General features: G+C 51.2%; 22 protein-coding genes, 1 tRNA gene, 1 pseudogene and 4 other annotated features. Of the genes and pseudogenes, 9 read left to right on the forward strand and 15 right to left on the reverse strand.

Annotated elements, in window-relative coordinates:
• Positions 1-22: 22 nt before the first annotated feature.
• The 3 genes from SF2866 to SF2867 form a co-directional block, all read right to left on the reverse strand.
• The gene (locus SF2866; protein ID NP_708645.1) at positions 23-1,633 is read right to left on the reverse strand and encodes an integrase; all 1,611 of its coding nucleotides are present in this window, start codon (positions 1,631-1,633) and stop codon (positions 23-25) included.
• 134 nt (positions 1,634-1,767) lie between these two features.
• Positions 1,768-1,841, reverse strand: a tRNA-Gly gene (locus SF4506).
• Positions 1,842-1,919: 78 nt separating this feature from the next.
• The gene (locus SF2867; protein ID NP_708646.1) at positions 1,920-2,699 is read right to left on the reverse strand and encodes a lipoprotein; all 780 of its coding nucleotides are present in this window, start codon (positions 2,697-2,699) and stop codon (positions 1,920-1,922) included.
• A gap of 390 nt (positions 2,700-3,089) precedes the next feature.
• Between SF2867 and SF2868 the strand changes: the two genes are divergently transcribed.
• From SF2868 to insA, 4 genes are all read left to right on the forward strand, one after another.
• Positions 3,090-5,387, forward strand: a complete 2,298-nt coding sequence (locus SF2868; RefSeq protein ID NP_708647.1) for a xanthine dehydrogenase subunit XdhA — start codon at positions 3,090-3,092, stop codon at positions 5,385-5,387.
• A 10-nt stretch (positions 5,388-5,397) separates the two neighbouring features.
• Positions 5,398-6,276 carry a xanthine dehydrogenase subunit XdhB gene (ygeT, locus tag SF2869; RefSeq protein ID NP_708648.1) on the forward strand — a complete coding sequence of 293 codons (879 nt, stop codon included), beginning with the start codon at positions 5,398-5,400 and terminating at the stop codon, positions 6,274-6,276.
• Positions 6,273-6,752 (forward strand): xanthine dehydrogenase subunit XdhC, encoded by a 480-nt coding sequence (locus SF2870; RefSeq protein ID NP_708649.1) that lies wholly within the window; start codon positions 6,273-6,275, stop codon positions 6,750-6,752. Before ygeT ends, SF2870 begins: the two co-directional genes overlap by 4 nt.
• A 57-nt stretch (positions 6,753-6,809) precedes the next feature.
• Positions 6,810-7,363: a mobile genetic element (partial), on the forward strand.
• Complete coding sequence (insA, locus tag SF2871; RefSeq protein ID NP_708650.1) at positions 6,865-7,140, forward strand: insertion element IS1 protein InsA; 276 nt, start codon at positions 6,865-6,867, stop codon at positions 7,138-7,140. It overlaps the preceding feature by 276 nt.
• Positions 7,364-8,694 (reverse strand) — a mobile genetic element.
• On the opposite strand, the gene SF2872 is transcribed toward insA, so the two are convergent.
• Both SF2872 and SF2873 read right to left on the reverse strand, forming a co-directional pair.
• Positions 7,375-8,280, reverse strand: a complete 906-nt coding sequence (locus tag SF2872) for an IS2 transposase TnpB (RefSeq protein ID NP_708651.1) — start codon at positions 8,278-8,280, stop codon at positions 7,375-7,377. (Overlaps the previous feature by 906 nt.)
• Complete coding sequence (locus SF2873) at positions 8,238-8,648, reverse strand: IS2 repressor TnpA (RefSeq protein ID NP_708652.3); 411 nt, start codon at positions 8,646-8,648, stop codon at positions 8,238-8,240. It lies within the feature at positions 7,364-8,694. Before SF2873 ends, SF2872 begins: the two co-directional genes overlap by 43 nt.
• Positions 8,695-8,913 (forward strand) — a mobile genetic element (partial).
• Between the two features lie 416 nt (positions 8,914-9,329).
• Here SF2873 and ygfU point away from each other — a divergent pair.
• Together ygfU and SF2875 are read left to right on the forward strand one after the other, a co-directional pair.
• Complete coding sequence (ygfU, locus tag SF2874; protein ID NP_708653.1) at positions 9,330-10,847, forward strand: permease; 1,518 nt, start codon at positions 9,330-9,332, stop codon at positions 10,845-10,847.
• Between the two features lie 249 nt (positions 10,848-11,096).
• Positions 11,097-11,645, forward strand: a complete 549-nt coding sequence (locus SF2875; RefSeq protein ID NP_708654.1) for an isopentenyl-diphosphate delta-isomerase — start codon at positions 11,097-11,099, stop codon at positions 11,643-11,645.
• A 42-nt stretch (positions 11,646-11,687) separates the two neighbouring features.
• Here SF2875 and lysS read toward each other — a convergent pair whose 3' ends face one another.
• The 5 genes from lysS to xerD form a co-directional block, all read right to left on the reverse strand.
• Complete coding sequence (gene lysS, locus SF2876; protein ID NP_708655.1) at positions 11,688-13,205, reverse strand: lysyl-tRNA synthetase; 1,518 nt, start codon at positions 13,203-13,205, stop codon at positions 11,688-11,690.
• A gap of 9 nt (positions 13,206-13,214) precedes the next feature.
• Entirely contained in the window at positions 13,215-14,096 is an 882-nt protein-coding gene (locus SF2877) for a peptide chain release factor (RefSeq protein ID YP_008439277.1), read from the reverse strand.
• Positions 14,097-14,403: 307 nt separating this feature from the next.
• Positions 14,404-16,137: an ssDNA exonuclease RecJ gene (recJ, locus tag SF2878; RefSeq protein NP_708656.1), complete on the reverse strand. Its 1,734-nt coding sequence runs from the start codon at positions 16,135-16,137 to the stop codon at positions 14,404-14,406.
• Between the two features lie 5 nt (positions 16,138-16,142).
• Complete coding sequence (gene dsbC, locus SF2879; RefSeq protein NP_708657.1) at positions 16,143-16,853, reverse strand: protein disulfide isomerase; 711 nt, start codon at positions 16,851-16,853, stop codon at positions 16,143-16,145.
• A 24-nt stretch (positions 16,854-16,877) separates the two neighbouring features.
• Positions 16,878-17,774: a site-specific tyrosine recombinase XerD gene (gene xerD, locus SF2880; protein ID NP_708658.1), complete on the reverse strand. Its 897-nt coding sequence runs from the start codon at positions 17,772-17,774 to the stop codon at positions 16,878-16,880.
• Between the two features lie 111 nt (positions 17,775-17,885).
• On the opposite strand from xerD, the gene fldB reads away from it, so the two are divergent.
• Positions 17,886-18,407, forward strand: coding sequence for a flavodoxin FldB (gene fldB / locus SF2881; RefSeq protein ID NP_708659.1), 522 nt, complete (start codon positions 17,886-17,888; stop codon positions 18,405-18,407).
• A 39-nt stretch (positions 18,408-18,446) separates the two neighbouring features.
• Here the strand turns inward: fldB and SF2882 are convergent, their stop codons facing one another.
• Positions 18,447-18,854 (reverse strand): hypothetical protein, encoded by a 408-nt coding sequence (locus tag SF2882; protein ID NP_708660.1) that lies wholly within the window; start codon positions 18,852-18,854, stop codon positions 18,447-18,449.
• Positions 18,835-19,101 (reverse strand): hypothetical protein, encoded by a 267-nt coding sequence (ygfY, locus tag SF2883; RefSeq protein ID NP_708661.1) that lies wholly within the window; start codon positions 19,099-19,101, stop codon positions 18,835-18,837. Before ygfY ends, SF2882 begins: the two co-directional genes overlap by 20 nt.
• A gap of 242 nt (positions 19,102-19,343) precedes the next feature.
• On the opposite strand from ygfY, the gene ygfZ reads away from it, so the two are divergent.
• Positions 19,344-20,324, forward strand: coding sequence for a global regulator (gene ygfZ, locus SF2884; protein NP_708662.1), 981 nt, complete (start codon positions 19,344-19,346; stop codon positions 20,322-20,324).
• A gap of 195 nt (positions 20,325-20,519) precedes the next feature.
• Here ygfZ and SF2885 read toward each other — a convergent pair whose 3' ends face one another.
• Positions 20,520-21,179, reverse strand: coding sequence for a hemolysin (locus SF2885; RefSeq protein ID NP_708663.1), 660 nt, complete (start codon positions 21,177-21,179; stop codon positions 20,520-20,522).
• 163 nt (positions 21,180-21,342) lie between these two features.
• Positions 21,343-21,653: a sequence feature (Similar to Escherichia coli K12 conserved hypothetical protein gi: 1789267 (104 aa). BLAST with identity of 98% in 103 aa. This CDS ontains frameshift. The sequence has been checked and is believed to be correct.), on the reverse strand.
• A pseudogene (gene yqfB / locus SF2886) lies at positions 21,343-21,653 on the reverse strand. (Overlaps the previous feature by 311 nt.)
• 44 nt (positions 21,654-21,697) lie before the next feature.
• Here yqfB and bglA point away from each other — a divergent pair.
• Complete coding sequence (gene bglA, locus SF2887) at positions 21,698-23,131, forward strand: 6-phospho-beta-glucosidase (protein NP_708664.2); 1,434 nt, start codon at positions 21,698-21,700, stop codon at positions 23,129-23,131.
• A gap of 56 nt (positions 23,132-23,187) precedes the next feature.
• Here the strand turns inward: bglA and ygfF are convergent, their stop codons facing one another.
• Positions 23,188-23,931 (reverse strand): NAD(P)-binding oxidoreductase, encoded by a 744-nt coding sequence (gene ygfF, locus SF2888; protein ID NP_708665.2) that lies wholly within the window; start codon positions 23,929-23,931, stop codon positions 23,188-23,190.
• Positions 23,932-23,961 lie beyond the last annotated feature (30 nt).

A 23,961-nucleotide genomic window follows, 5' to 3' on the forward strand; every position in this document is an offset into this window, starting at 1 on the left:
ACATTCCGCTATCCCTATGCGATTACTTTCCGTCTATTTTTTTTACTGACAATGACTCCGCTAATTTTTCTTTCAGCGTTTCCACCTCGACCTCTTTCGCGTAACGGTCGTAAGTTATAGACCCTGAGCTATGACCCATAATCGCCTGAGCATACGCTAACTCGACCCCATGTTGTTTTAACTGGGTCGCAACTGTATGTCTAAACGAGTGAAAAGCTAAGCCGCTACGGTCAGCGAGGACTTTGGGCAGCAACGTTCGGTTAAACCACTTGCTAACCTGCTCACCGTAGCCGTTCTTCATTAGCTTGAGGCCATTGAACACCATAGCATTATCACCCTCAGTCTTTCTACGGTCTTCCACGAGTGACATAAAGTCAGCCAATACAAAACCATAAGCACCATCTACCAACGGGACACAGCGGTCACTGTGGGCGTTCTTGATACTCTTACCCGGCAGGCTGCTATCGTCTTCGTTGATATGGATAAAAACGGTCCCAGCCTCAGTGGTCCTGACATCTTTAACCTGAAGTTGGGCCACCTCGTTAAGTCTCGCACCTGTAATCGCAGCCAGAGCGGTGACGTAATAATGGTATGGCTTACCTGAGGTCTTCTGCGAGTACGCTTTAGCTGCGACCAGTAGTTGCCCTACCTGCTCAGGACTGAACGCATCACGAGCGTCGGAGGCTTTACGCTGAGGGACTTTCAGCTCAAGACCTTCGGTCAGGTTCTTAGCTATCAAGTCGTTGCGTACCGCCCACTTAAACACAGCAGCCATCTTGATAAGATATTTATTGTTAATGGTAACGACGTCCAGACAGTCAGTCTTAGACTCCCGGTTCAGCAAGTCAGACAGCGGCATAGACTTAAAGCGTTGCTTGCGGTTCTTCGGTAGCTGCTGGAGGACTTCACGAACTCTGAGCATATCTGCACGGGTCGCCTTGCCGACATCCTGAATATCCAGATAGTCGAATATCTCGATTAGCGTAGAGTGTGACGCTCGGTTTTCGCTTAGGGTCGCTGGCTTCCAGTTCTGGGCGTTCTCCTGCTCGTACTGCTCAATGAGAGACGCGAGGGTCAGTGCTTTAGGTTCAGGGACTTCAGGTTCCGCCAATACAGATAGGGAGACGGACGGTCTTAGACTGCCAGTCTCAGGCTCAAGGTAAGACAATAGGCCAGAGCTATCGCCATTGAGTCTATCCTGACAGGCCTTAAGCACACCGATAACGTCATTAATATAGCGATGCTGGTCTACAGTCAGACGCTCGGTCGCTACAGCTTCCCGAAGGTTGGACTTAATGTCATCGTACTGGTCAACGTAAAGCTGGTAGGACTCCGGGTCGTTCAGGTCATCACGGCTGACACTAAGTTCCCACTCGACAATGGTCTTCAGGTGCTCCCGTAGCTCCTCATAAGAGGCGTTAGGGTTGTCTGCATGGATTGCTTTAAGTGCTGACTTGATGTGCCGTGAGTGAGCCATAGCGGTACGTCTATCCTTGGTCCGTAAAGATACTGACGCTAGTTTATAACGGTTGTGAGAAGGAAGCGAAGCGGTCAGGCGACTAGTGGTCTTCATCCTAAGACGGATGTAAAAGACACCATTACGCTGATAAAGGTAGGTTCTTGACTTGAGCATGTACTGAGACCTTAGGTCTGCTCACTACTTCAACAAAGTTAGTCACAGTGTTGGTTACAGTGAGTAAAACTATCGGAAGGCGTTAAGCCGTATCCCTTAGGATTCAGTAAGTTAGTAGACTTTAAGAAGTGTCATGGAGCGGGCGAAGGGAATCGAACCCTCGTATAGAGCTTGGGAAGCTCTCGTTCTACCATTGAACTACGCCCGCTTCGAGATGCGTAAGGCATTATAAACCTTACGCTCTCCTTAGCAAGTGCCGCGCTGCTGACTGCTGATTAATTCGCCATCAGCATTTTGGCTTGCTGCCCTGCGGCGGCAAGTAACGTAGCGGATCAATTGCCGTTGCACGGTAACGAATCTGGAAATGCAGGCGAACAGATGCCGCATCCGTGCTCCCCATAGTGGCGATTTTTTGCCCAGCCTTCACGCTTTGCCCATTATTTACCAGCATCGTGTCATTATGGGCGTAAGCCGTAATGTAATCTTCACTGTGTTTAATCATGATGAGATTACCGTAGCCACGCAGCTGGTTGCCCACATACACCACCTTTCCTGCACCCGCGGCGTAAATAGGTGTACCCCGTGGAGCTGAGATATCAATCCCTTTATTGCCGCCATCTGCTGTCGAATACGGCATGATAACTTTCCCTGTCGTTGGCCATAACCAACAACGTTGCCCTACTGGCGGCCAGGAAGATTTCGGTACCGCTGATGACGGTGTAACCGATGCGGTTTTAGTCGTTGATTTGGCGGTTGATTTACGTGTACTACTGCTACTTTTCGCCCCACCCAGTTTTAGTTTCTGACCAACTTCAATGGTGTAAGGGGGGGAAATGCCGTTCAGTCGCGCCAGCTCTTTTACGCTGGTTCCCGTGGTGCGCGAAATACGATATAGCGTATCCCCCCGTTTCACGGTGTAAACGGAGCCGGAATACGTTCCTGTATCGGATGATTTGCTACCCGAACAGCCCGCCAATAGCAGTCCAACCGATAAAAACATCACGATACCCAGAGATTTTTTATTCAGGCGTCCCGCACTCAAAATCTTTCCTCGCTTAAAAAACAAGACGCCATATCATAGCAGCCAGCCTCTTGATACCCAATCTCTTGCTTCTGGAAAAACGTGGTAATAGAGAAAGAGGTTAATTTCATTTGGCAAAGGGAAGTATCATCAGCAAAATATTCGCTGTAGAGGTATCGAAGTTCCTGACTTTTTACCCTATTTCCCATCCTGATGCGTAATAATCCTGATTTATCACATTGATTTTATCGCCACTCATATTGATACGTATCACTGTCCCTATTCAGAGTCCTGTTTCGTATCATATCTGTGTTTTTTTAACGTCATCACACTTCCTTCCTCCCCTAACGCTTATCGTCGTTTCTGGCGTAAATCTTGCCTGCTTAGACTAAATCTTTGCCATAAGAACCAAATGTTCAAATCGAGGGGATTTCTATGGAAGCGCGGGAAGCAACCGCTACGGGTGAATCATGCATGCGCGTCGATGCCATTGCTAAGGTCACCGGGCGGGCACGATATACTGACGATTATGTTATGGCGGGCATGTGTTACGCGAAATATGTACGTAGCCCTATCGCACATGGTTATGCCGTAAGTATTAATGATGAACAAGCCAGAAGTTTACCGGGCGTACTGGCGATTTTTACTTGGGAAGATGTGCCTGATATTCCATTCGCTACAGCTGGGCATGCCTGGACACTTGACGAAAACAAGCGCGATACCGCCGATCGCGCACTGCTAACTCGCCATGTTCGTCATCATGGTGACGCCGTTGCCATCGTCGTGGCCCGCGATGAACTCACGGCAGAAAAAGCGGCGCAATTGGTCAGCATTGAGTGGCAAGAATTACCCGTTATCACCACGCCAGAAGCGGCGCTGACAGAAGACGCTGCACCAATCCATAACGGCGGCAATTTACTGAAACAAAGCACGATGTCGACGGGCAATGTCCAACAAACAATCGATGCCGCCGACTACCAGGTACAGGGGCACTATCAGACTCCCGTTATTCAACATTGTCACATGGAAAGCGTAACATCGCTGGCGTGGATGGAGGATGACTCGCGAATTACCATCGTTTCCAGCACCCAGATCCCGCACATTGTTCGCCGCGTGGTTGGTCAGGCGCTGGATATTCCCTGGTCATGCGTACGAGTCATCAAACCGTTTGTCGGTGGCGGTTTTGGTAATAAACAGGATGTACTGGAAGAGCCAATGGCGGCATTCCTGACCAGCAAGCTTGGCGGCATTCCGGTGAAAGTTTCCCTTAGCCGTGAAGAGTGTTTCCTCGCAACCCGTACCCGCCACGCTTTTACTATTGACGGGCAAATGGGCGTGAACCGCGACGGAACCTTGAAAGGTTATAGTCTGGATGTTCTGTCTAACACCGGCGCTTATGCATCTCACGGGCACTCCATCGCTTCTGCGGGGGAGAATAAAGTCGCTTACCTTTATCCTCGTTGTGCCTACGCTTACAGTTCAAAGACCTGCTATACCAACCTCCCCTCGGCTGGTGCGATGCGTGGTTATGGCGCGCCACAAGTCGTATTTGCCGTTGAGTCTATGCTTGATGACGCCGCGACAGCGTTAGGTATTGATCCTGTTGAAATTCGTTTACGCAACGCCGCCCGCGAAGGAGATGCTAATCCGCTCACGGGCAAACGTATTTGCAGCGCAGGGTTGCCGGAGTGTCTTGAAAAAGGCCGGAAAATCTTTGAATGGGAAAAACGCCGTGCAGAATGCCAGAACCAGCAAGGCAATTTGCGCCGCGGCGTTGGCGTCGCCTGTTTTAGCTACACCTCTAACACCTGGCCTGTCGGCGTAGAAATAGCAGGCGCGCGCCTTCTGATGAATCAGGATGGAACCATCAACGTGCAAAGCGGCGCGACGGAAATCGGTCAGGGTGCCGACACCGTCTTCTCGCAAATGGTGGCAGAAACCGTGGGGGTTCCGGTCAGCGACGTTCGCGTTATTTCAACACAAGATACCGACGTTACGCCGTTCGATCCCGGCGCATTTGCCTCACGCCAGAGCTATGTTGCCGCGCCTGCGCTGCGCAGTGCGGCACTATTATTAAAAGAGAAAATCATCGCTCACGCCGCAGTCATGCTACATCAGTCAGCGATGAATTTGACCCTGATAAAAGGCCATATCGTGCTGGTTGAACGACCGGAAGAGCCGTTAATGTCGTTAAAAGATTTGGCGATGGACGCTTTCTACCACCCTGAACGCGGCGGGCAGCTCTCTGCTGAAAGCTCCATCAAAACCACCACTAACCCACCGGCGTTTGGCTGTACCTTTGTTGATCTGACGGTCGATATTGCGCTGTGCAAAGTCACCATCAACCGCATCCTCAACGTTCATGATTCAGGGCATATTCTTAATCCACTGCTGGCAGAAGGTCAGGTACACGGCGGAATGGGAATGGGCATTGGCTGGGCGCTATTTGAAGAGATGATCATCGATGCTAAAAGCGGCGTGGTCCGTAACCCCAATCTGCTGGATTACAAAATGCCGACCATGCCGGATCTGCCACAACTGGAAAGCGCGTTCGTCGAAATCAATGAGCCGCAATCCGCATACGGACATAAGTCACTGGGTGAGCCACCCATAATTCCTGTTGCCGCTGCTATTCGTAACGCGGTGAAGATGGCTACCGGTGTTGCAATCAATACACTGCCGCTGACGCCAAAACGGTTATATGAAGAGTTCCATCTGGCAGGATTGATTTGAGGATAACATCATGTTTGATTTTGCTTCTTACCATCGCGCAGCAACCCTTGCCGATGCCATCAACCTGCTGGCTGACAACCCGCAGGCCAAACTGCTCGCCGGTGGCACTGACGTACTGATTCAGCTCCACCATCACAATGACCGTTATCGCCATATTGTTGATATTCATAATCTGGCGGAGCTGCGGGGAATTACGCTGGCGGAAGATGGCTCGCTACGTATCGGCTCTGCAACGACATTTACCCAGCTAATAGAAGATCCTATAACTCAACGTCATCTCCCGGCGTTATGTGCTGCGGCCACGTTCATTGCTGGACCGCAGATCCGTAACGTCGCTACCTACGGTGGAAATATTTGCAACGGTGCCACCAGCGCAGATTCTGCCACGCCAACGCTAATTTATGACGCGAAACTGGAGATCCACTCCCCGCGCGGTGTTCGTTTCGTCCCGATTAATGGCTTTCACACCGGGCCGGGCAAAGTGTCTCTTGAGCATGACGAAATCCTCGTCGCCTTTCATTTTCCGCCACAGCCGAAAGAACACGCGGGCAGCGCGCATTTTAAATATGCCATGCGCGACGCAATGGATATTTCAACGATTGGCTGCGCCGCACATTGCCGACTGGATAACGGCAATTTCAGCGAATTACGCCTGGCATTTGGTGTTGCCGCGCCAACGCCGATTCGCTGCCAACATGCCGAACAGACTGCACAAAATGCGCCATTAAACCTGCAAACGCTGGAAGCTATCAGCGAATCTGTCCTGCAAGATGTCGCCCCGCATTCTTCATGGCGGGCCAGTAAAGAGTTTCGTCTGCATCTCATCCAGACGATGACCAAAAAAGTGATTAGCGAAGCCGTCGCCGCGGCGGGGGGAAAATTGCAATGAATCACAGCGAAACAATTACCACCGAATGCACCATTAACGGGATGCCTTTTCAGCTTCACGCCGCACCAGGCACGCCGCTCTCGGAATTACTCCGCGAACAAGGACTGCTAAGTGTCAAACAAGGGTGCTGCGTGGGTGAATGTGGTGCCTGTACGGTGTTGGTCGACGGCACAGCAATAGACAGTTGCTTATACCTTGCCGCCTGGGCTGAAGGAAAAGAGATCCGCACGCTGGAAGGTGAAGCGAAAGGCGGAAAACTTTCTCATGTTCAGCAGGCTTATGCGAAATCCGGCACAGTGCAGTGCGGGTTTTGTACGCCTGGCCTGATTATGGCTACCACGGCAATGCTGGCGAAACCACGCGAGAAGCCATTAACCATTACGGAAATTCGTCGCGGACTGGCGGGAAATCTTTGTCGCTGCACGGGGTATCAGATGATTGTAAATACAGTTCTGGATTGCGAGAAAACGAAGTAAAAGGATATCCGGCCTGAATTCAGGCCGGATTCACTGAGGTTATGTGTTTAACAACTCGGTAATGCTGCCAACTTACTGATTTAGTGTATGATGGTGATTTTAAGGTGCTTGCGTGGCTTCCATTTCCATCAGATGTCCTTCCTGCTCCGCTACTGAAGGCGTGGTGCGTAACGGCAAAAGCACTGCCGGACATCAGCGCTATCTCTGCTCTCATTGCCGTAAAACATGGCAACTACAGTTCACTTACACCGCCTCTCAGCCCGGTAAGCACCAGAAAATCATTGATATGGCCATGAATGGCGTCGGATGTCGCGCCAGTGCACGCATTATGGGCGTTGGCCTCAACACGGTTTTACGTCACTTAAAAAACTCAGGCCGCAGTCGGTAACCTCGCGCATACAACCGGGCAGTGATGTGATTGTCTGCGCTGAAATGGACGAACATTGGGGCTACGTCGGTGCTAAATCACGTCAGCGCTGGCTGTTTTACGCGTATGACAGGATACGGGGGACGGTTGTGGCGCACGTCTTCGGTGAACGCACTCTGGCCACACTGGAGCGTCTTCTGAGCCTGCTGTCGGCCTTTGAGGTCGTGGTATGGATGACGGATGGTGGATTTGCCCCTATATTTCCAGACATCTGTTATCACTTAACCCATTACAAGCCCGCTGCCGCAGATATTCCCGTGGCGAGCGATAACCCAGCGCACTATGCGGATGCCATTCGTTATAATGCTCGAACGCCTCTGCAAGGTTCTTTGCTGCCGTTAACCCGTCTGGTTTGGGCATGATACTGATGTAGTCACGCTTTATCGTTTTCACGAAGCTCTCTGCTATTCCGTTACTCTCCGGACTACGCACCGCCGTGTTCTTCGGTTCAAGTCCCAACATCCGGGCGAACTGGCGTGTTTCATTAGCCCGGTAGCATGAACCATTATCCGTCAGCCACTCCACTGGAGACGACGGAAGATCGTTGCCGAAGCGGCGTTCCACCGCTCCCAGCATGACGTCCTGTACTGTTTCACTGTTGAAGCCGCCGGTAGTCACCGCCCAGTGCAGTGCCTCACGATCACAGCAGTCCAGCGCGAACGTGACACGCAGTCTCTCTCCGTTATCACAGCAGAACTCGAACCCGTCAGAGCACCATCGCTGATTGCTTTCTTTCACGGCCACTCTGCCTGTATGTGCCCGTTTCGATGGCGGTACAGCAGGTTTTCGCTCAAGCAACAGCGCATTCTGGCGCATGAGCCGGTAAACACGTTTGGCATTGATCGCAGGCATACCATCAAGTTCTGCCTGTCTGCGAAGCAGCGCCCATACCCGACGATAACCATACGTGGGCAGCTCTCCGATAACATGGTGTATACGGAGAAGCACATCCGTATCATCAGTGTGACGACTGCGGCGGCCATCCATCCAGTCATCGGTTCGTCTGAGAATGACGTGCAACTGCGCACGCGATACCCGGAGACAACGGCTGACTAAGCTTACTCCCCATCCCCGGGCAATAAGGGCGCGTGCGCTATCCACTTTTTTGCCCGTCCATATTCAACGGCTTCTTTGAGGAGTTCATTTTCCATCGTTTTCTTGCCGAGCAGGCGCTGGAGTTCTTTAATCTGCTTCATGGCGGCAGCAAGTTCAGAGGCAGGAACAACCTGTTCTCCGGCGGCCACAGCAGTAAGACTTCCTTCCTGGTATTGCTTACGCCAGAGAAATAACTGGCTGGCTGCTACACCATGTTGCCGGGCAACGAGGGAGACCGTCATCCCCGGTTCAAAGCTCTGCTGAACAATTGCGATCTTTTCCTGTGTGGTACGCCGTCTGCGTTTCTCCGGCCCTAAGACATCAATCATCTGTTCTCCAATGACTAGTCTAAAAACTAGTATTAAGACTATCACTTAAATAAGTGATACTGGTTGTCTGGAGATTCAGGGGGCCAGTCTAGATGGCTGGCCGCTGTATGAATCACGCCTGAAGGGAAAGCTGCACGTTATCAGCAAGCGTTACACTCAGCGCATTGAGCGACATAATCTGAATCTGAGACAACATCTGGCAAGGCTGGGACGGAAGTCACTGTCGTTCTCAAAATCGGTGGAGCTGCATGACAAGGTCATCGGGCATTATCTGAACATAAAACACTATCAGTAAGTTGGAGTCATTACCGCATGACAGCCTATACATTCCGCAGCTTCAGCAGCGATAAACGTATTCATTTGCATCCCTTTCATTTAATGAGTTATGTCTTCTCAAATTTCGCGATGCAATAAACGGGCATATATTAGGTAGCATGACCGTTTTAATTATAATTTTGCGACTGAGTTCAAATTATTGCCCCTCAATCTATGCCGCTTTCATTATTTCAACATTGCCGATCAAAAGAGCGCTATCCAGATAAAAACGATTAAATGCGAGAGTGCGACATGCCAGAATGATTAATGAAATATCAATATGAGAAAATTACAGATAATTCCATTGTCAGTTTCTCTTGTCATTTTCGTGGTTTAAGCACGATTATGTGATTGCCTCCGCAATTCCTGTCTCTAACTCCCCTTCCTCGCAAAAACTGGCACTCCACGAGCATGTGTTTAGACAGTTTCATTAACGTAAACGGTTGCTTTTTATTCTGGCGGGCGAAAGGAGAAACACTGATGAGCGCCATAGATTCCCAACTTCCCTCATCTTCTGGGCAAGACCGCCCAACTGATGAGGTTGACCGCATATTATCACCAGGAAAGCTGATCATACTCGGTCTGCAACACGTCCTTGTCATGTACGCAGGTGCAGTCGCTGTTCCTCTTATGATTGGTGACCGACTGGGCCTCTCAAAAGATGCTATTGCGATGCTCATTAGCTCGGATCTCTTTTGCTGCGGGATCGTCACATTATTGCAATGTATCGGTATCGGCCGCTTTATGGGGATCCGCCTGCCGGTGATTATGTCGGTGACCTTTGCTGCTGTAACACCAATGATAGCCATTGGGATGAACCCGGATATCGGCCTGCTGGGGATATTTGGTGCCACTATCGCCGCGGGTTTTATCACCACATTATTAGCGCCACTTATTGGTCGCTTGATGCCTTTATTCCCGCCACTGGTTACCGGTGTGGTTATTACTTCTATTGGGCTTAGCATCATTCAGGTGGGTATTGACTGGGCCGCTGGAGGTAAAGGGAATCCGCAATATGGTAATCCCGTTTATTTAGGTATCTCCTTTGCCGTCTTAATTTTTATCTTGCTCATTACTCGCTATGCGAAAGGATTTATGTCCAACGTCGCCGTATTACTGGGGATTGTATTTGGCTTTTTACTTTCGTGGATGATGAATGAAGTCAATTTATCCGGGCTACATGATGCCTCGTGGTTTGCGATTGTCACCCCGATGTCGTTTGGTATGCCGATTTTCGATCCCGTTTCCATTCTGACCATGACTGCCGTGTTAATCATCGTGTTTATCGAGTCGATGGGGATGTTCCTGGCACTGGGTGAAATAGTCGGTCGTAAACTCTCTTCACACGATATTATTTGCGGGCTGCGTGTCGATGGCGTAGGGACAATGATAGGCGGCACGTTTAACAGCTTCCCCCACACGTCATTTTCTCAAAACGTTGGCCTGGTTAGCGTGATGCGCGTTCATAGCCGCTGGGTGTGTATTTCTTCGGGAATTATATTAATCCTGTTTGGCATGGTGCCAAAAATGGCGGTGCTGGTAGCCTCCATTCCGCAATTTGTGCTGGGCGGCGCTGGTCTAGTGATGTTCGGCATGGTACTGGCGACAGGGATTCGAATTCTGTCGCGCTGTAACTACACCACCAACCGTTACAACCTCTATATTGTGGCGATCAGTCTCGGCGTTGGCATGACTCCGACGCTCTCTCACGATTTCTTTTCTAAGTTACCGGCCGTACTGCAACCGCTGCTACATAGCGGCATTATGCTCGCAACCCTTAGCGCCGTTGTGCTGAACGTCTTCTTTAATGGCTATCAGCATCATGCTGACCTGGTGAAGGAATCCGTCTCTGATAAAGATTTAGAAGTCAGGACAGTACGTATGTGGCTTCTGATGCGCAAGCTGAAGAAAAATGAGCATGGAGAATAATATGAATTTTTTAATGCGCGCTATATTCAGTCTGTTGTTGCTTTTTACTCTCTCTATTCCTGTCATTTCTGACTGTGTTGCAATGGCCATTGAAAGTCGCTTCAAATATATGATGCTACTTTTTTAAATGGTTTTTACCTGTCGGCATCCGCTCAAAACGGGCGGTTGTCGATAAACGCTCTCTTGGTTAATCATTTCACTCTTCAATTATCTATAATGATGAGTGATCAGAATTACATGTGAGAAATTATGCAAACGGAACACGTCATTTTATTGAATGCACAGGGAGTTCCCACGGGTACGCTGGAAAAGTATGCCGCACACACGGCAGACACCCTCTTACATCTCGCGTTCTCCAGTTGGCTGTTTAATGCCAAGGGGCAATTATTAGTTACCCGCCGCGCACTGAGCAAAAAAGCGTGGCCTGGCGTGTGGACTAACTCGGTTTGTGGGCACCCACAACTGGGAGAAAGCAGCGAAGACGCGGTGATCCGCCGTTGCCGTTATGAGCTTGGCGTGGAAATTACGCCTCCTGAATCTATCTATCCTGACTTTCGCTACCGCGCCACCGATCCGAGAGGCATTGTGGAAAATGAAGTGTGTCCGGTATTTGCCGCACGCACCACCAGTGCGTTACAGATCAACGATGATGAAGTGATGGATTATCAATGGTGTGATTTAGCTGATGTATTACGCGGTATTGATGCCACGCCGTGGGCGTTCAGTCCGTGGATGGTGATGCAGGCGACAAATCGCGAAGCCAGAATACGATTATCTGCATTTACCCAGCTTAAATAAAAAACCCCGACATTTGCCGGGGTTGTGAGCATAACGTAATGCTTATTTCACCGGACGCATCGCCGGGAACAGAATAACGTCGCGGATGGTATGGCTGTTGGTGAACAGCATTACCATACGGTCGATGCCAATCCCCAGACCTGCTGTCGGCGGTAAGCCATGTTCCAGTGCGGTAACGTAATCTTCATCGTAGAACATCGCTTCGTCGTCACCTGCGTCTTTCGCGGCAACCTGATCCAGGAAGCGTTGCGCCTGATCTTCCGCGTCATTCAGCTCGCTAAAGCCGTTACCGATTTCACGACCACCGATGAAGAACTCAAAGCGGTCTGTGATTTCCGGGTTAATGTCGTTACGACGCGCCAGCGGAGAAACTTCTGCCGGATATTCAGTAATGAAGGTCGGCTGAATCAGATGTGCTTCTGCCACTTCTTCGAAGATCTCGGTAACGATACGGCCCAGACCCCAGCTCTTCTCAACGTGGATACCGATAGATTCAGCAATCGCTTTCGCAGAGTCGAAGTTATCCAGATCCGCCATGTCGGTTTCCGGGCGATATTTCTTGATCGCTTCACGCATGGTCAGTTTTTCGAACGGTTTACCGAAGTCCAGCGTCACGTCGCCGTAGGTCACTTCCGTCTTACCGAGAATATCCTGTGCCAGAGTACGGAACAGCGATTCGGTCAGCTCGATCAGATCTTTGTAATCTGCGTAAGCCATGTAGAGTTCCATCATGGTGAACTCTGGGTTATGACGTACGGAAATACCTTCGTTACGGAAGTTACGGTTGATTTCGAATACACGCTCGAAGCCACCGACCACCAGACGCTTGAGGTACAGTTCCGGCGCGATACGCAGGTACATGTCGAGATCCAGCGCGTTATGGTGGGTGATAAACGGACGCGCAGCGGCACCGCCTGGGATCACCTGCATCATCGGCGTTTCAACTTCCATAAAGCCGCGGTTCACCATGAACTGGCGAATACCAGAGAGGATCTGCGAGCGTACTTTAAAGGTGTTACGGGATTCATCGTTAGAGATGAGATCCAGATAACGCTGACGATAGCGCGCTTCCTGATCCTGCAAGCCGTGGAATTTATCCGGCAGCGGACGCAGTGCTTTGGTCAGCAGACGCAGCTCGGTACAGTGGATAGACAGTTCGCCGGTTTTGGTTTTGAACAGTTTACCTTTCGCGCCGAGGATGTCGCCGAGGTCCCATTTTTTGAACTGCTCGTTGTAAACGCCTTCCGGCAGATCGTCACGGGCAACGTACAGCTGAATGCGGCCACCCACATCCTGCAGGGTAACGAAAGACGCTTTACCCATAATACGGCGGGTCATCATGCGGCCAGCAACGGCGACTTCGATGTTCAGCGCTTCCAGTTCTTCGTTCTCTTTACCGTCGAATTCTGCGTGCAATTGGTCAGAGGTATGATCGCGACGGAAATCGTTCGGGAAGGCAATTCCCTGCTCACGCAGGTTCGCCAGCTTCTCACGACGCGTTTTCAGTTCATTGTTAAGATCGACTACCGCGTCAGCGCCCTGTGCGTGTTGTTCAGACATGTTGGTTCCTCATAACCCTGCTTTCAAACTTGCTTCGATAAATTGATCCAGGCTGCCGTCCAGCACGGCCTGCGTGTTGCGGGTTTCTACCCCGGTGCGCAGATCTTTAATGCGGGAGTCATCAAGGACATAAGAACGAATCTGGCTGCCCCAGCCGATGTCAGATTTGTTATCTTCCATCGCCTGTTTCTCGGCATTTTTCTTCTGCATCTCCAGTTCATAAAGCTTCGCTTTCATCTGCTTCATGGCCTGATCTTTGTTCTTGTGCTGGGAACGGTCGTTCTGGCACTGGGTCACGATCCCGGTCGGGATGTGGGTAATACGCACCGCAGATTCGGTACGGTTAACGTGCTGACCGCCCGCGCCGGACGCGCGATAAACGTCAATGCGCAGATCCGCCGGGTTGATTTCGATATCAATATCATCATCAACTTCCGGATAAACAAACGCAGAGCTGAACGACGTGTGGCGACGACCGCCGGAGTCAAACGGGCTTTTACGCACCAGGCGGTGAACGCCAGTTTCTGTACGCAGCCAGCCGTAAGCGTAATCGCCGGAGATTTTGATCGTCACGGATTTAATACCCGCCACTTCACCTTCCGACTCTTCGATGATTTCAGTTTTGAAACCACGCGATTCTGCCCAGCGCAGATACATACGCTCAAGCATGCTCGCCCAGTCCTGTGCTTCCGTACCGCCAGACCCCGCCTGAATATCGAGGTAACAGTCGGCGCTGTCATATTCGCCAGAGAACATACGGCGGAACTCAAGCTGCGCCAGTTTTTCTTCCAGGGCGTCGAGTTCAGCAACGGCTTCGTTAAAGGTTTCTTCGTCGTCAGCTTCTACAGCCAGTTCCAGCAGACCAGAAACATCTTCCAGCCCCTGTTTCATTTGGTCGAGGGTGTCGACAACGGCTTCGAGGGAGGAACGCTCTTTACCCAGCGCCTGTGCGCGTTCGGGTTCGTTCCAGACATCCGGCTGTTCCAGCTCGGCGTTTACTTCTTCCAGACGCTCTTTCTTGGCGTCGTAGTCAAAGATACCCCCTAAGAACGTCGGAGCGTTCCGTGAGGTCCTGAATGCGATTATTTACCGGATTAATTTCAAACATGGTCTGATTTCTTTTATTGAGCTAGTCAAAATGCGGTGATAAGAGCGGGATTGTACCCAATCCACGCTCTTTTTTATAGAGAAGATGACGCTAAATTGGCCAGATATTGTCGATGATAATTTGCAGGCTGCGGTTGCCGCGAAACTCGTTGATATCGAGCTTATAAGCCAGTTGCACTTCGCGCACGCCGTTATCCGGCCAGAGAGCGGTATCGACATTAAAAGCAATACCATCCAGCAGTGGACCGCCGCCGACCGGTTCGACCATCACCTTCAAATGACGTTCGCCCACCAGCCGCTGTTGCAGCAGACGGAAATGACCGTCAAACAGCGGCTCCGGGAACATCTGCCCCCACGGGCCAGCATCGCGCAGCAGCTGCGCCACTTCCATGGTCATTTCGGCCGGGCTTAACGGACCGTCTGACACCACTTCGCCTTGCAATAGCGAAGGGGCCAGCCACTCAGTAACCAGTTCGCCAAACCGTTGTTGAAAGAGTTCGAATTTATCCTCTTCCAGCGACAAACCCGCCGCCATCGCATGACCGCCAAACTTGAGCATCATGCCGGGGTAGAGTGTGTCTAATCGCTCCAGCGCATCACGCATATGCAGCCCCTGAATGGAGCGACCGGAACCTTTCAGCGTACCGTCACCTGCTGGCGCAAAGGCGATAACCGGACGGTGAAAACGCTCTTTGATACGCGAAGCCAGAATACCGACAACGCCCTGATGCCATTCGGGGTGATACATTGCCAGCCCGCCGGGTAGCGTGTCACGGCTGCGCTCCAGTTTCTCGCACAGGGTCAGGGCTTCAACCTGCATTCCTTGTTCGATCTCTTTTCGCGTCTGGTTTAGCGCATCGAGTTCATTTGCCAGCACGCGCGCTTCGCCGATGTTGTCGCACAGCAACAGCGCCACACCAACGGACATATCATCCAGTCGCCCGGCAGCATTGAGACGCGGTCCCAGCGCAAAACCTAAATCGCTGGCGGCTAGTTTTTGTGCATCGCGATTTGCCACTTCCAGCAGCGCTTTAATCCCTGGACGGCACTTTCCGGCACGGATGCGACTCATCCCCTGCCAGGTCAGAATGCGATTATTAGCGTCCAGCGGCACGACGTCCGCTACTGTCCCCAGTGCTACCAGATCCAGCAGTTCTGCCAGGTTAGGAATTGCGATGCCGCGCTCATCAAACCAGCCCTGATCGCGCAAAAAGGTGCGCAGCGCCAGCATCAGATAAAACGCCACACCCACGCCTGCCAGTGATTTCGACGGGAAATTACAGTCGCGCAAGTTAGGGTTAATGATCGCTTCCGCTGCGGGTAATGTGTCGCCCGGCAAATGGTGATCGGTAACAATAACCGGGATGCCCAACGAGCGAGCGTGCTCAACTCCCGCATGGGAGGAAATACCGTTATCCACCGTGACAATTAACTGCGCGCCACGGGCATGGGCCTGATCGACCACTTCCGGGCTTAAGCCGTAACCGTCTTCGAAACGGTTTGGTACCAGGTAGTCGATATTGCTGCAACCAAGCGAGCGCATCGCCAGCACGCTTAGAGCCGTGCTGGTCGCGCCGTCGGCGTCGAAATCACCGACCACAATAATCCGCGTTCCTTCGCGAAAAGCGTTGTAAAGGATCTCAACGGCCTTTTCGACACCGCTTAGTTGCTGCCAGGGCAACATACCTTTAACACTGCGTTCCAGTTCTTGCGCACTGCGTACTCCCCGGCTGGCGTATAAACGGCGCAGCAAGGGAGGCAATTCAGCGGGCAAGTCTGCCGTTTCATCGACTTCACGGCGACGAAGTTGTATCTGTTGTTTCACGCGAATTATTTACCGCTGGTCATTTTTTGGTGTTCGTCGAGGAATTCTTTCATGTCTTTCGGCGGCTGGTAACCCGGAACAAGTGTGCCATTGCTCAGCACAACTGCCGGAGTACCGCTAACGCCAAGCTGGACGCCAAGTGCGTAATGGTCGGCAATATCCACGTCGCAGCTGGCTGGTGCGACGCTTTTACCTGCCATCACATCATCAAACGCTTTGTTTTTATCTTTCGCACACCAGATAGCTTTCATTTCTTTCTCTGCATCGCTGTCCAGCCCCTGGCGCGGGAAAGCAAGATAACGCACGGTGATCCCCAGCGCGTTATAGTCTGCCATTTGCTCATGCAGTTTGTGGCAGTAACCACAGGTAATATCAGTAAACACGGTGATGACGTGTTTTTCCTGCGGCGCTTTATAAACGATCATCTCTTTTTCAAGCGCATTCAACTGCTTTAACAGCATCTTATTGGTGACATTGACCGGAGCCGTGCCACTAACGTCATACATTGGCCCCTGAATGATATGTTTACCATCATCGGTGATGTACAACACACCGCTGTTAGTCAGAACTGTCTTCATGCCAGCTACGGGCGCGGGCTGAATATCGCTGCTTTTGATGCCCATTTTGGCTAACGTTTGTTGAATTGCCGCGTCATCAGCCTGAGCAAAGCCTGAAAACGCCGCTAACAAAGTAAACAACATAAAACCTTTCTTCATAAATCTTCCCGTTCTTTTCAGACATCACGCCCGCGGGTGATGCTGTTGATGAAGTTGCCGCAGACGCTCGGTAGCGACATGCGTATAAATTTGCGTGGTGGAAAGATCGCTGTGGCCCAGTAGCATCTGCACCACGCGTAAATCCGCACCATGATTTAATAAATGAGTGGCAAAAGCGTGACGCAACACATGCGGTGACAGCTTTTCGCTGTCGATACCCGCCAGCACGGCATAATGTTTAATGCGGTGCCAGAAGGTCTGTCGCGTCATCTGCTGCGCACGCTGGCTGGGAAACAACACGTCAATTGACACACCATTCAGCAGCCACGGACGCCCATGTTCCAGATAGGTTTCCAGCCAGTAAACCGCCTCTTCCCCTAACGGCACCAGGCGCTCTTTGTTGCCTTTACCAATGACCCGCACTACGCCCTGACGCAGGCTGATATCACTCATTGTCAGCCCGACCAGTTCAGAGACACGCAGCCCGGTAGCATACAACACTTCAAGCATGGCTTTATCGCGTAGCTCCAGTGGCTGATCAATTAATGGCGCCTGTAATAAACGTTCGACCTGCGCTTCGCTTAAATCTTTTGGCAAACGCTGGGGCAATTTCGGTGAAGCGAGATGCGCACTGGGATCGTCTTCACGAAACTTTTCGCGATAAAGATACTGGAACAATCGGCGCACTGCACTCAGCAAACGCGCTGAGCTGGTGGCTTTATACCCGCCCTCCAGCCGTTCTGCCAGTAATGCCTGCAAATCGTCACTTTGCGCCGTCGCCAGCGTCAACCCGCGGTGATGCAACCACTCCACCATCATTGACAGATCGCGACGGTAAGCGTTCAACGTATTTTCAGCCAGATTTTTTTCCAGCCACAGAGCATCAAGAAACTGCTCGATGCGTGCCAGCTCCTGTTTCACTTGCGCCCCTTATGGTCACTCATTTGATCCATTATGCCTTATTGTGCCGTGACTAAAGCGATTCTGATACACTAGCTGCAAAAGCCACAGCAGAATCGAGAAGCTTACGTTATGAATATGGGTCTTTTTTACGGTTCCAGCACCTGTTACACCGAAATGGCGGCAGAAAAAATCCGCGATATTATCGGCCCAGAACTGGTGACCTTACATAACCTCAAGGACGACTCCCCGAAATTAATGGAGCAGTACGATGTGCTCATTCTGGGTATCCCGACCTGGGATTTTGGTGAAATCCAGGAAGACTGGGAAGCCGTCTGGGATCAGCTCGACGACCTGAACCTTGAAGGTAAAATTATTGCGCTGTATGGGCTTGGCGATCAACTGGGATACGGCGAGTGGTTCCTCGATGCGCTCGGTATGCTGCATGACAAACTCTCGACCAAAGGCGTGAAGTTCGTCGGCTACTGGCCAACGGAAGGATATGAATTTACCAGCCCGAAACCGGTGATTGCTGACGGGCAACTGTTCGTGGGTCTGGCGCTGGATGAAACTAACCAGTATGACCTTAGCGACGAGCGTATTCAGAGCTGGTGCGAGCAAATCCTCAACGAAATGGCAGAGCATTACGCCTGATCTCACTGACGGCTTAGCGCATATGCTTTGCCGTCATCTTTATCTTTGCGTCTCTTGTTGCAACAAAATCCGCCGTAAATCCCGCCATTCGGCTTCGTCCATGCTGTCGGCTGCCAGCCATAAATGTTGCCGTTTACCGCCATCAGAACGTAAACGCAGCATCATGCCGCTCTTAATCATCCACGGTGCTTTGACGATGCTCCACTCCTGCCCTTGCCAACGCAAACGCCCGTCCATCAACAAGCGAATTTCCCCCTGGCGAGCATTAATACACCGCTGGCTGCGAACGCAATCAAATACCACCAGCGAAAGTAACACCATCCATAACGGGGTGTAACTGAGCGGCCAGGGCATGAGTAAAATAACAGCGGCAACCAGCCCATGAATCAGCAAGGAAAGCCACTGTGCGCGCCAGGAGACGCGCAAATCAGATTGCCACAGGACCACGTTCCCGGTTCCGTGTCTGGATGAGTCGGACCATTATTTCCAGTTCTGCATCGGCCGGTTTACCGTGATTCATCAGCCAGTTAAACAGGTCCGGATCGTCACATTCCAGCAGACGAATAAAGATGCGTTTTTCGTCATCGCTTAAGCTGTCGTACTCATGTTCGAAAAACGGCATGATTGAAATATCGAGTTCGCGCATACCACGGCGGCATGCCCAATGAATTCGGGCTTTGTTGTTAATGTCCATCTTCTTCCTGTCTCACGAAAATCCAGTACCCGGCTATTGTAACGTGTTTTTCGACTTCTTTTACGGGAATATCAGTAAACACCATCGCGATCGCGAAATTAATTCACAACAATTCAAGGGCTTCATTTTTTTGGCAGTCGCCTCGCAGAAGGCACAGATCGCGTAGTGAAAGCACTTGCATTGCCTCATAGCTCTTTTACCATTAGTCATTAATACGCCGTTAAGCAACTCAGGACTCTATTATGGCTTTTACACCTTTTCCTCCACGTCAGCCTACGGCTTCTGCCCGTTTACCGCTGACGCTGATGACGCTTGATGACTGGGCGCTTGCCACCATTACTGGCGCGGACAGCGAAAAATATATGCAGGGTCAGGTGACAGCAGATGTCAGCCAGATGGCAGAAGATCAGCACCTGCTCGCCGCCCATTGCGACGCCAAAGGTAAAATGTGGAGCAATTTACGTCTGTTCCGCGACGGCGATGGCTTTGCATGGATTGAACGGCGCAGCGTGCGTGAACCGCAGCTGACTGAACTGAAAAAATATGCGGTATTCTCTAAAGTGACCATCGCGCCAGACGACGAGCGTGTGCTGCTTGGTGTTGCCGGTTTTCAGGCGCGCGCCGCGCTGGCAAATCTCTTTAGCGAACTGCCTTCGAAAGAAAAACAGGTAGTCAAAGAAGGCGCGACCACTTTGCTATGGTTTGAACACCCGGCAGAACGTTTCCTGATCGTAACCGATGAAGCTACTGCTAATATGCTGACCGATAAACTGCGCGGTGAAGCGGAACTGAACAATAGCCAACAGTGGCTGGCATTAAACATTGAAGCTGGTTTCCCGGTGATTGATGCCGCCAACAGCGGGCAGTTTATCCCACAGGCGACCAATCTCCAGGCGCTGGGCGGTATCAGCTTTAAGAAAGGCTGTTATACCGGACAAGAGATGGTGGCGCGAGCAAAATTCCGTGGTGCCAACAAACGCGCGCTCTGGTTGCTGGCAGGTAGTGCCAGCCGACTGCCGGAAGCTGGTGAAGACTTAGAGCTGAAAATGGGCGAGAACTGGCGTCGTACCGGTACGGTGCTGGCTGCGGTAAAACTGGAAGATGGTCAGGTCGTGGTACAGGTCGTCATGAATAACGATATGGAACCGGACAGCATCTTCCGCGTACGCGACGATGCGAATACACTGCATATCGAGCCGCTGCCGTATTCGCTCGAAGAGTAAATCTCTGTATCGCATCAGGCATTTATCGCCTGATGCGACGCTGACGCGTCTTATCATGTCTGGGATTTGATGCCTTTATCACAACAGGGACGAGGCCCGTAGATCGGATAAGGCGTTCACGCCGCATCCGGCGGTTGCGCTCCGATGCCTGATGCGACGCTGACGCGTCTTATCAGGCCTACAAAGGCATACCCATTACGCCTGCCCAATATACAAATAGATCGCCAGAAAGTGGCACACACTACCGCCGAGCACGAAGCCGTGCCAGATGGCATGGTTGTATGGAATGCGTTTGCAGACGTAGAAAATCACCCCGAGCGAATAAACCACGCCGCCTACCGCCAGTAAGGTAACGCTGCCCGCCGCGAGCTTAACTGCCATTTCATAAATTACCACCAGCGACAGCCAGCCCATCGCCAGATAAGTCACCAGAGATAAAATTTTGAATCGGTGCGCGATGGTCAGTTTGAACAGAATCCCCAGCAATGCTAGGCTCCAGATAACAATCATCAACCCGCGCGCTAACGGAGAATCCAGCCCCACCAGCAAAAACGGCGTGTAGGTTCCGGCAATCAACAGGTAAATAGCGCAATGGTCAAATTTCTTCAGCCACATTTTTGCCCGTTGATGAGGAATGGCGTGATAGAGCGTCGAAGCGAGGAACAGCAGGATCATACTGCCGCCATAGAGGCTGTAACTGGTTATCGCTGTGGCGCTGGCATTGAGATCCACCGCCTGAACCAGTAGCAACACCAGCCCAACGATACCAAACACCAGCCCAATGCCGTGACTGACGCTGTTGGCAATTTCCTCTGCCAGCGAATATCCCTGCTTAATGAGGGGCTTCTGAACCATAACTTACTCCAGAGAAACGTACACGCACATGTATACCTCTCCAGCGTAACTGAGAATAGTTCCAGTGAACACCTGTTAGCTAAAATAAATTCTGATTTGAGACTAATCTCCTAAAAATCATGAAATTAAATGCGAAATTTCAACTAACAGGCGTGAGTTCAATTTAAAGACATTTAAATTCAATCATATAAAATTGTGTCTGACCGGGATAGATGTCAGCAATGACCTTTTTCAGTTCAGGCAGGGTCATATTTTCCTGCTCTGCATGTTTTTCCGTCAGTGTATCCAGCGTTACGGTTGAGGTTGCGGTGACTTCAATCGTGCAAAAATAACCGTCATCTTCAAAACGTCCGACACGAAGCACATCACCCGTTTTGAAGTGCGATTCAGACTCGTCGCGGATGGTGATGGTTTTACGCCCAGCCAGAATGTCATCCTGGAAACGTTGAAAAAAGTGATGTCGTTTGGCTGCATGGTACTATTTCCTGTAAGAATTGACTGATCTGGAGCCTATGATAGTGAAAAAACTCACCTTACCGAAAGATTTCTTATGGGGTGGCGCCGTTGCCGCTCATCAGGTCGAAGGCGGCTGGAACAAAGGCGGCAAAGGACCGAGCATTTGTGACGTTCTGACCTGTGGCGCACACGGCGTGCCGCGCGAAATCACCAAAGAAGTCTTGCCAGGAAAATACTATCCAAACCATGAAGCCGTTGATTTTTATGGTCACTACAAGGAAGACATCAAGCTATTTGCCGAAATGGGCTTCAAATGTTTTCGGACTTCCATCGCCTGGACGCGTATTTTTCCAAAAGGTGATGAAGCTCAGCCAAACGAAGAAGGGCTGAAGTTTTACGACTCTCTGTTCGATGAACTGCTGAAATACAACATCGAACCGGTGATAACCCTCTCCCACTTTGAAATGCCGCTGCATCTGGTGCAGCAATACGGTAGCTGGACCAACCGTAAATTCGTTGATTTCTTTGTCCGTTTCGCGGAAGTGGTATTCGAACGCTACAAGCATAAAGTCAAATACTGGATGACCTTCAACGAAATAAACAACCAGCGTAACTGGCGTGCGCCGCTGTTTGGTTACTGCTGCTCCGGCGTGGTGTATACCGAGCATGACAACCCGGAAGAGACGATGTACCAGGTGCTGCATCACCAGTTTGTCGCCAGCGCCCTGGCAGTGAAAGCCGCGCGTCGCATTAACCCGGAGATGAAAGTCGGCTGTATGCTGGCGATGGTGCCGCTCTATCCCTACTCATGTAACCCGGACGATGTGATGTTCGCTCAGGAGTCGATGCGCGAACGCTACGTCTTTACCGATGTGCAGCTATGCGGCTATTACCCGTCCTATGTATTGAACGAGTGGGAACGTCGCGGATTTAATATCAAAATGGAAGACGGCGATCTCGATGTACTGCGCGAAGGCACCTGCGATTATCTTGGTTTCAGCTATTACATGACCAACGCAGTGAAGGCCGAAGGCGGCACCGGCGATGCGATCTCTGGTTTTGAAGGCAGCGTACCGAACCCGTATGTTAAAGCGTCTGACTGGGGCTGGCAGATTGATCCAGTAGGTCTGCGCTATGCCCTTTGCGAACTGTATGAGCGTTATCAGAGGCCGCTGTTTATTGTCGAAAACGGTTTTGGCGCTTACGACAAAGTGGAAGAAGATGGCAGCATCAACGACGACTACCGCATTGACTACCTGCGCGCCCATATTGAAGAGATGAAAAAAGCAGTGACTTACGATGGTGTGGATCTGATGGGCTACACACCGTGGGGCTGCATCGACTGCGTGTCATTCACTACCGGGCAGTACAGCAAACGCTACGGCTTTATCTATGTGAATAAACATGACGACGGTACTGGCGATATGTCGCGTTCACGTAAGAAGAGCTTTAACTGGTACAAAGAGGTGATTGCCAGCAACGGCGAGAAGCTTTAAGTCGATGAAGTACCGGATGCAATACTTGTTGCATCCGGTCAGACAACTTCCCTGTTTTATTTCCCGCCCGCCAAATCGATAAAACTTCCCGTGACGTAAGAGGCTTTATCACTTAGTAGCCAGACAATGGCCTGCGCGACCTCTTCTGCCTGTCCACCACGCTGCATGGGGATGTTCGACTTAACGCGATCGACGCGTCCAGGCTCGCCGCCGCTGGCGTGCATTTCGGTATAAATAAACCCTGGCCGCACGCAGTTAACGCGGATCCCCTGCGCGGCGACTTCCAGCGATAGTCCGGTGGTTAACGAATCAATCGCCCCTTTCGATGCCGCGTAATCAACATATTCCCCTGGCGAACCCAACCGTGAGGCCACCGAAGAGACATTGACGATAGCGCCGCCACTGCCACCATTTTTAAGCGCCATGCGTTTTACCGCCTCGCGGCAGCAGAGAAAATATCCCGTCACGTTGGTGGAAAGTACTCGGTTGATTCGCTCTGCGGTAAGGTTTTCAACGGTGCACTGGGTAAACAAGATCCCGGCGTTATTGACCAGCGCTGCTAGCGGTTCATCGTGCTGATCGATTGCTGTAAACATCGCAACGACCTGGTTTTCGTCGCTGATATCCGCCTGGAGCACGAATGCTTTGCCACCGGCTTGCATTATTAAGTTCATCACTTCCTGCGCCGCGTGGAGGTTTTGCTGATAATTAACCGCCACCGTATACCCTTCTTGCGCCAACAGTAATGCAGTTGCCCGCCCGATGCCGCGACTGCCACCGGTCACAAGTGCTATAGCCATTTGTTTTTCCGAGAAAAATTAATTCGTTGA

Origin of the sequence: Shigella flexneri 2a str. 301 (genome assembly GCF_000006925.2) — a bacterium.
In the GTDB taxonomy this organism is placed as follows: domain Bacteria; phylum Pseudomonadota; class Gammaproteobacteria; order Enterobacterales; family Enterobacteriaceae; genus ECMA0423.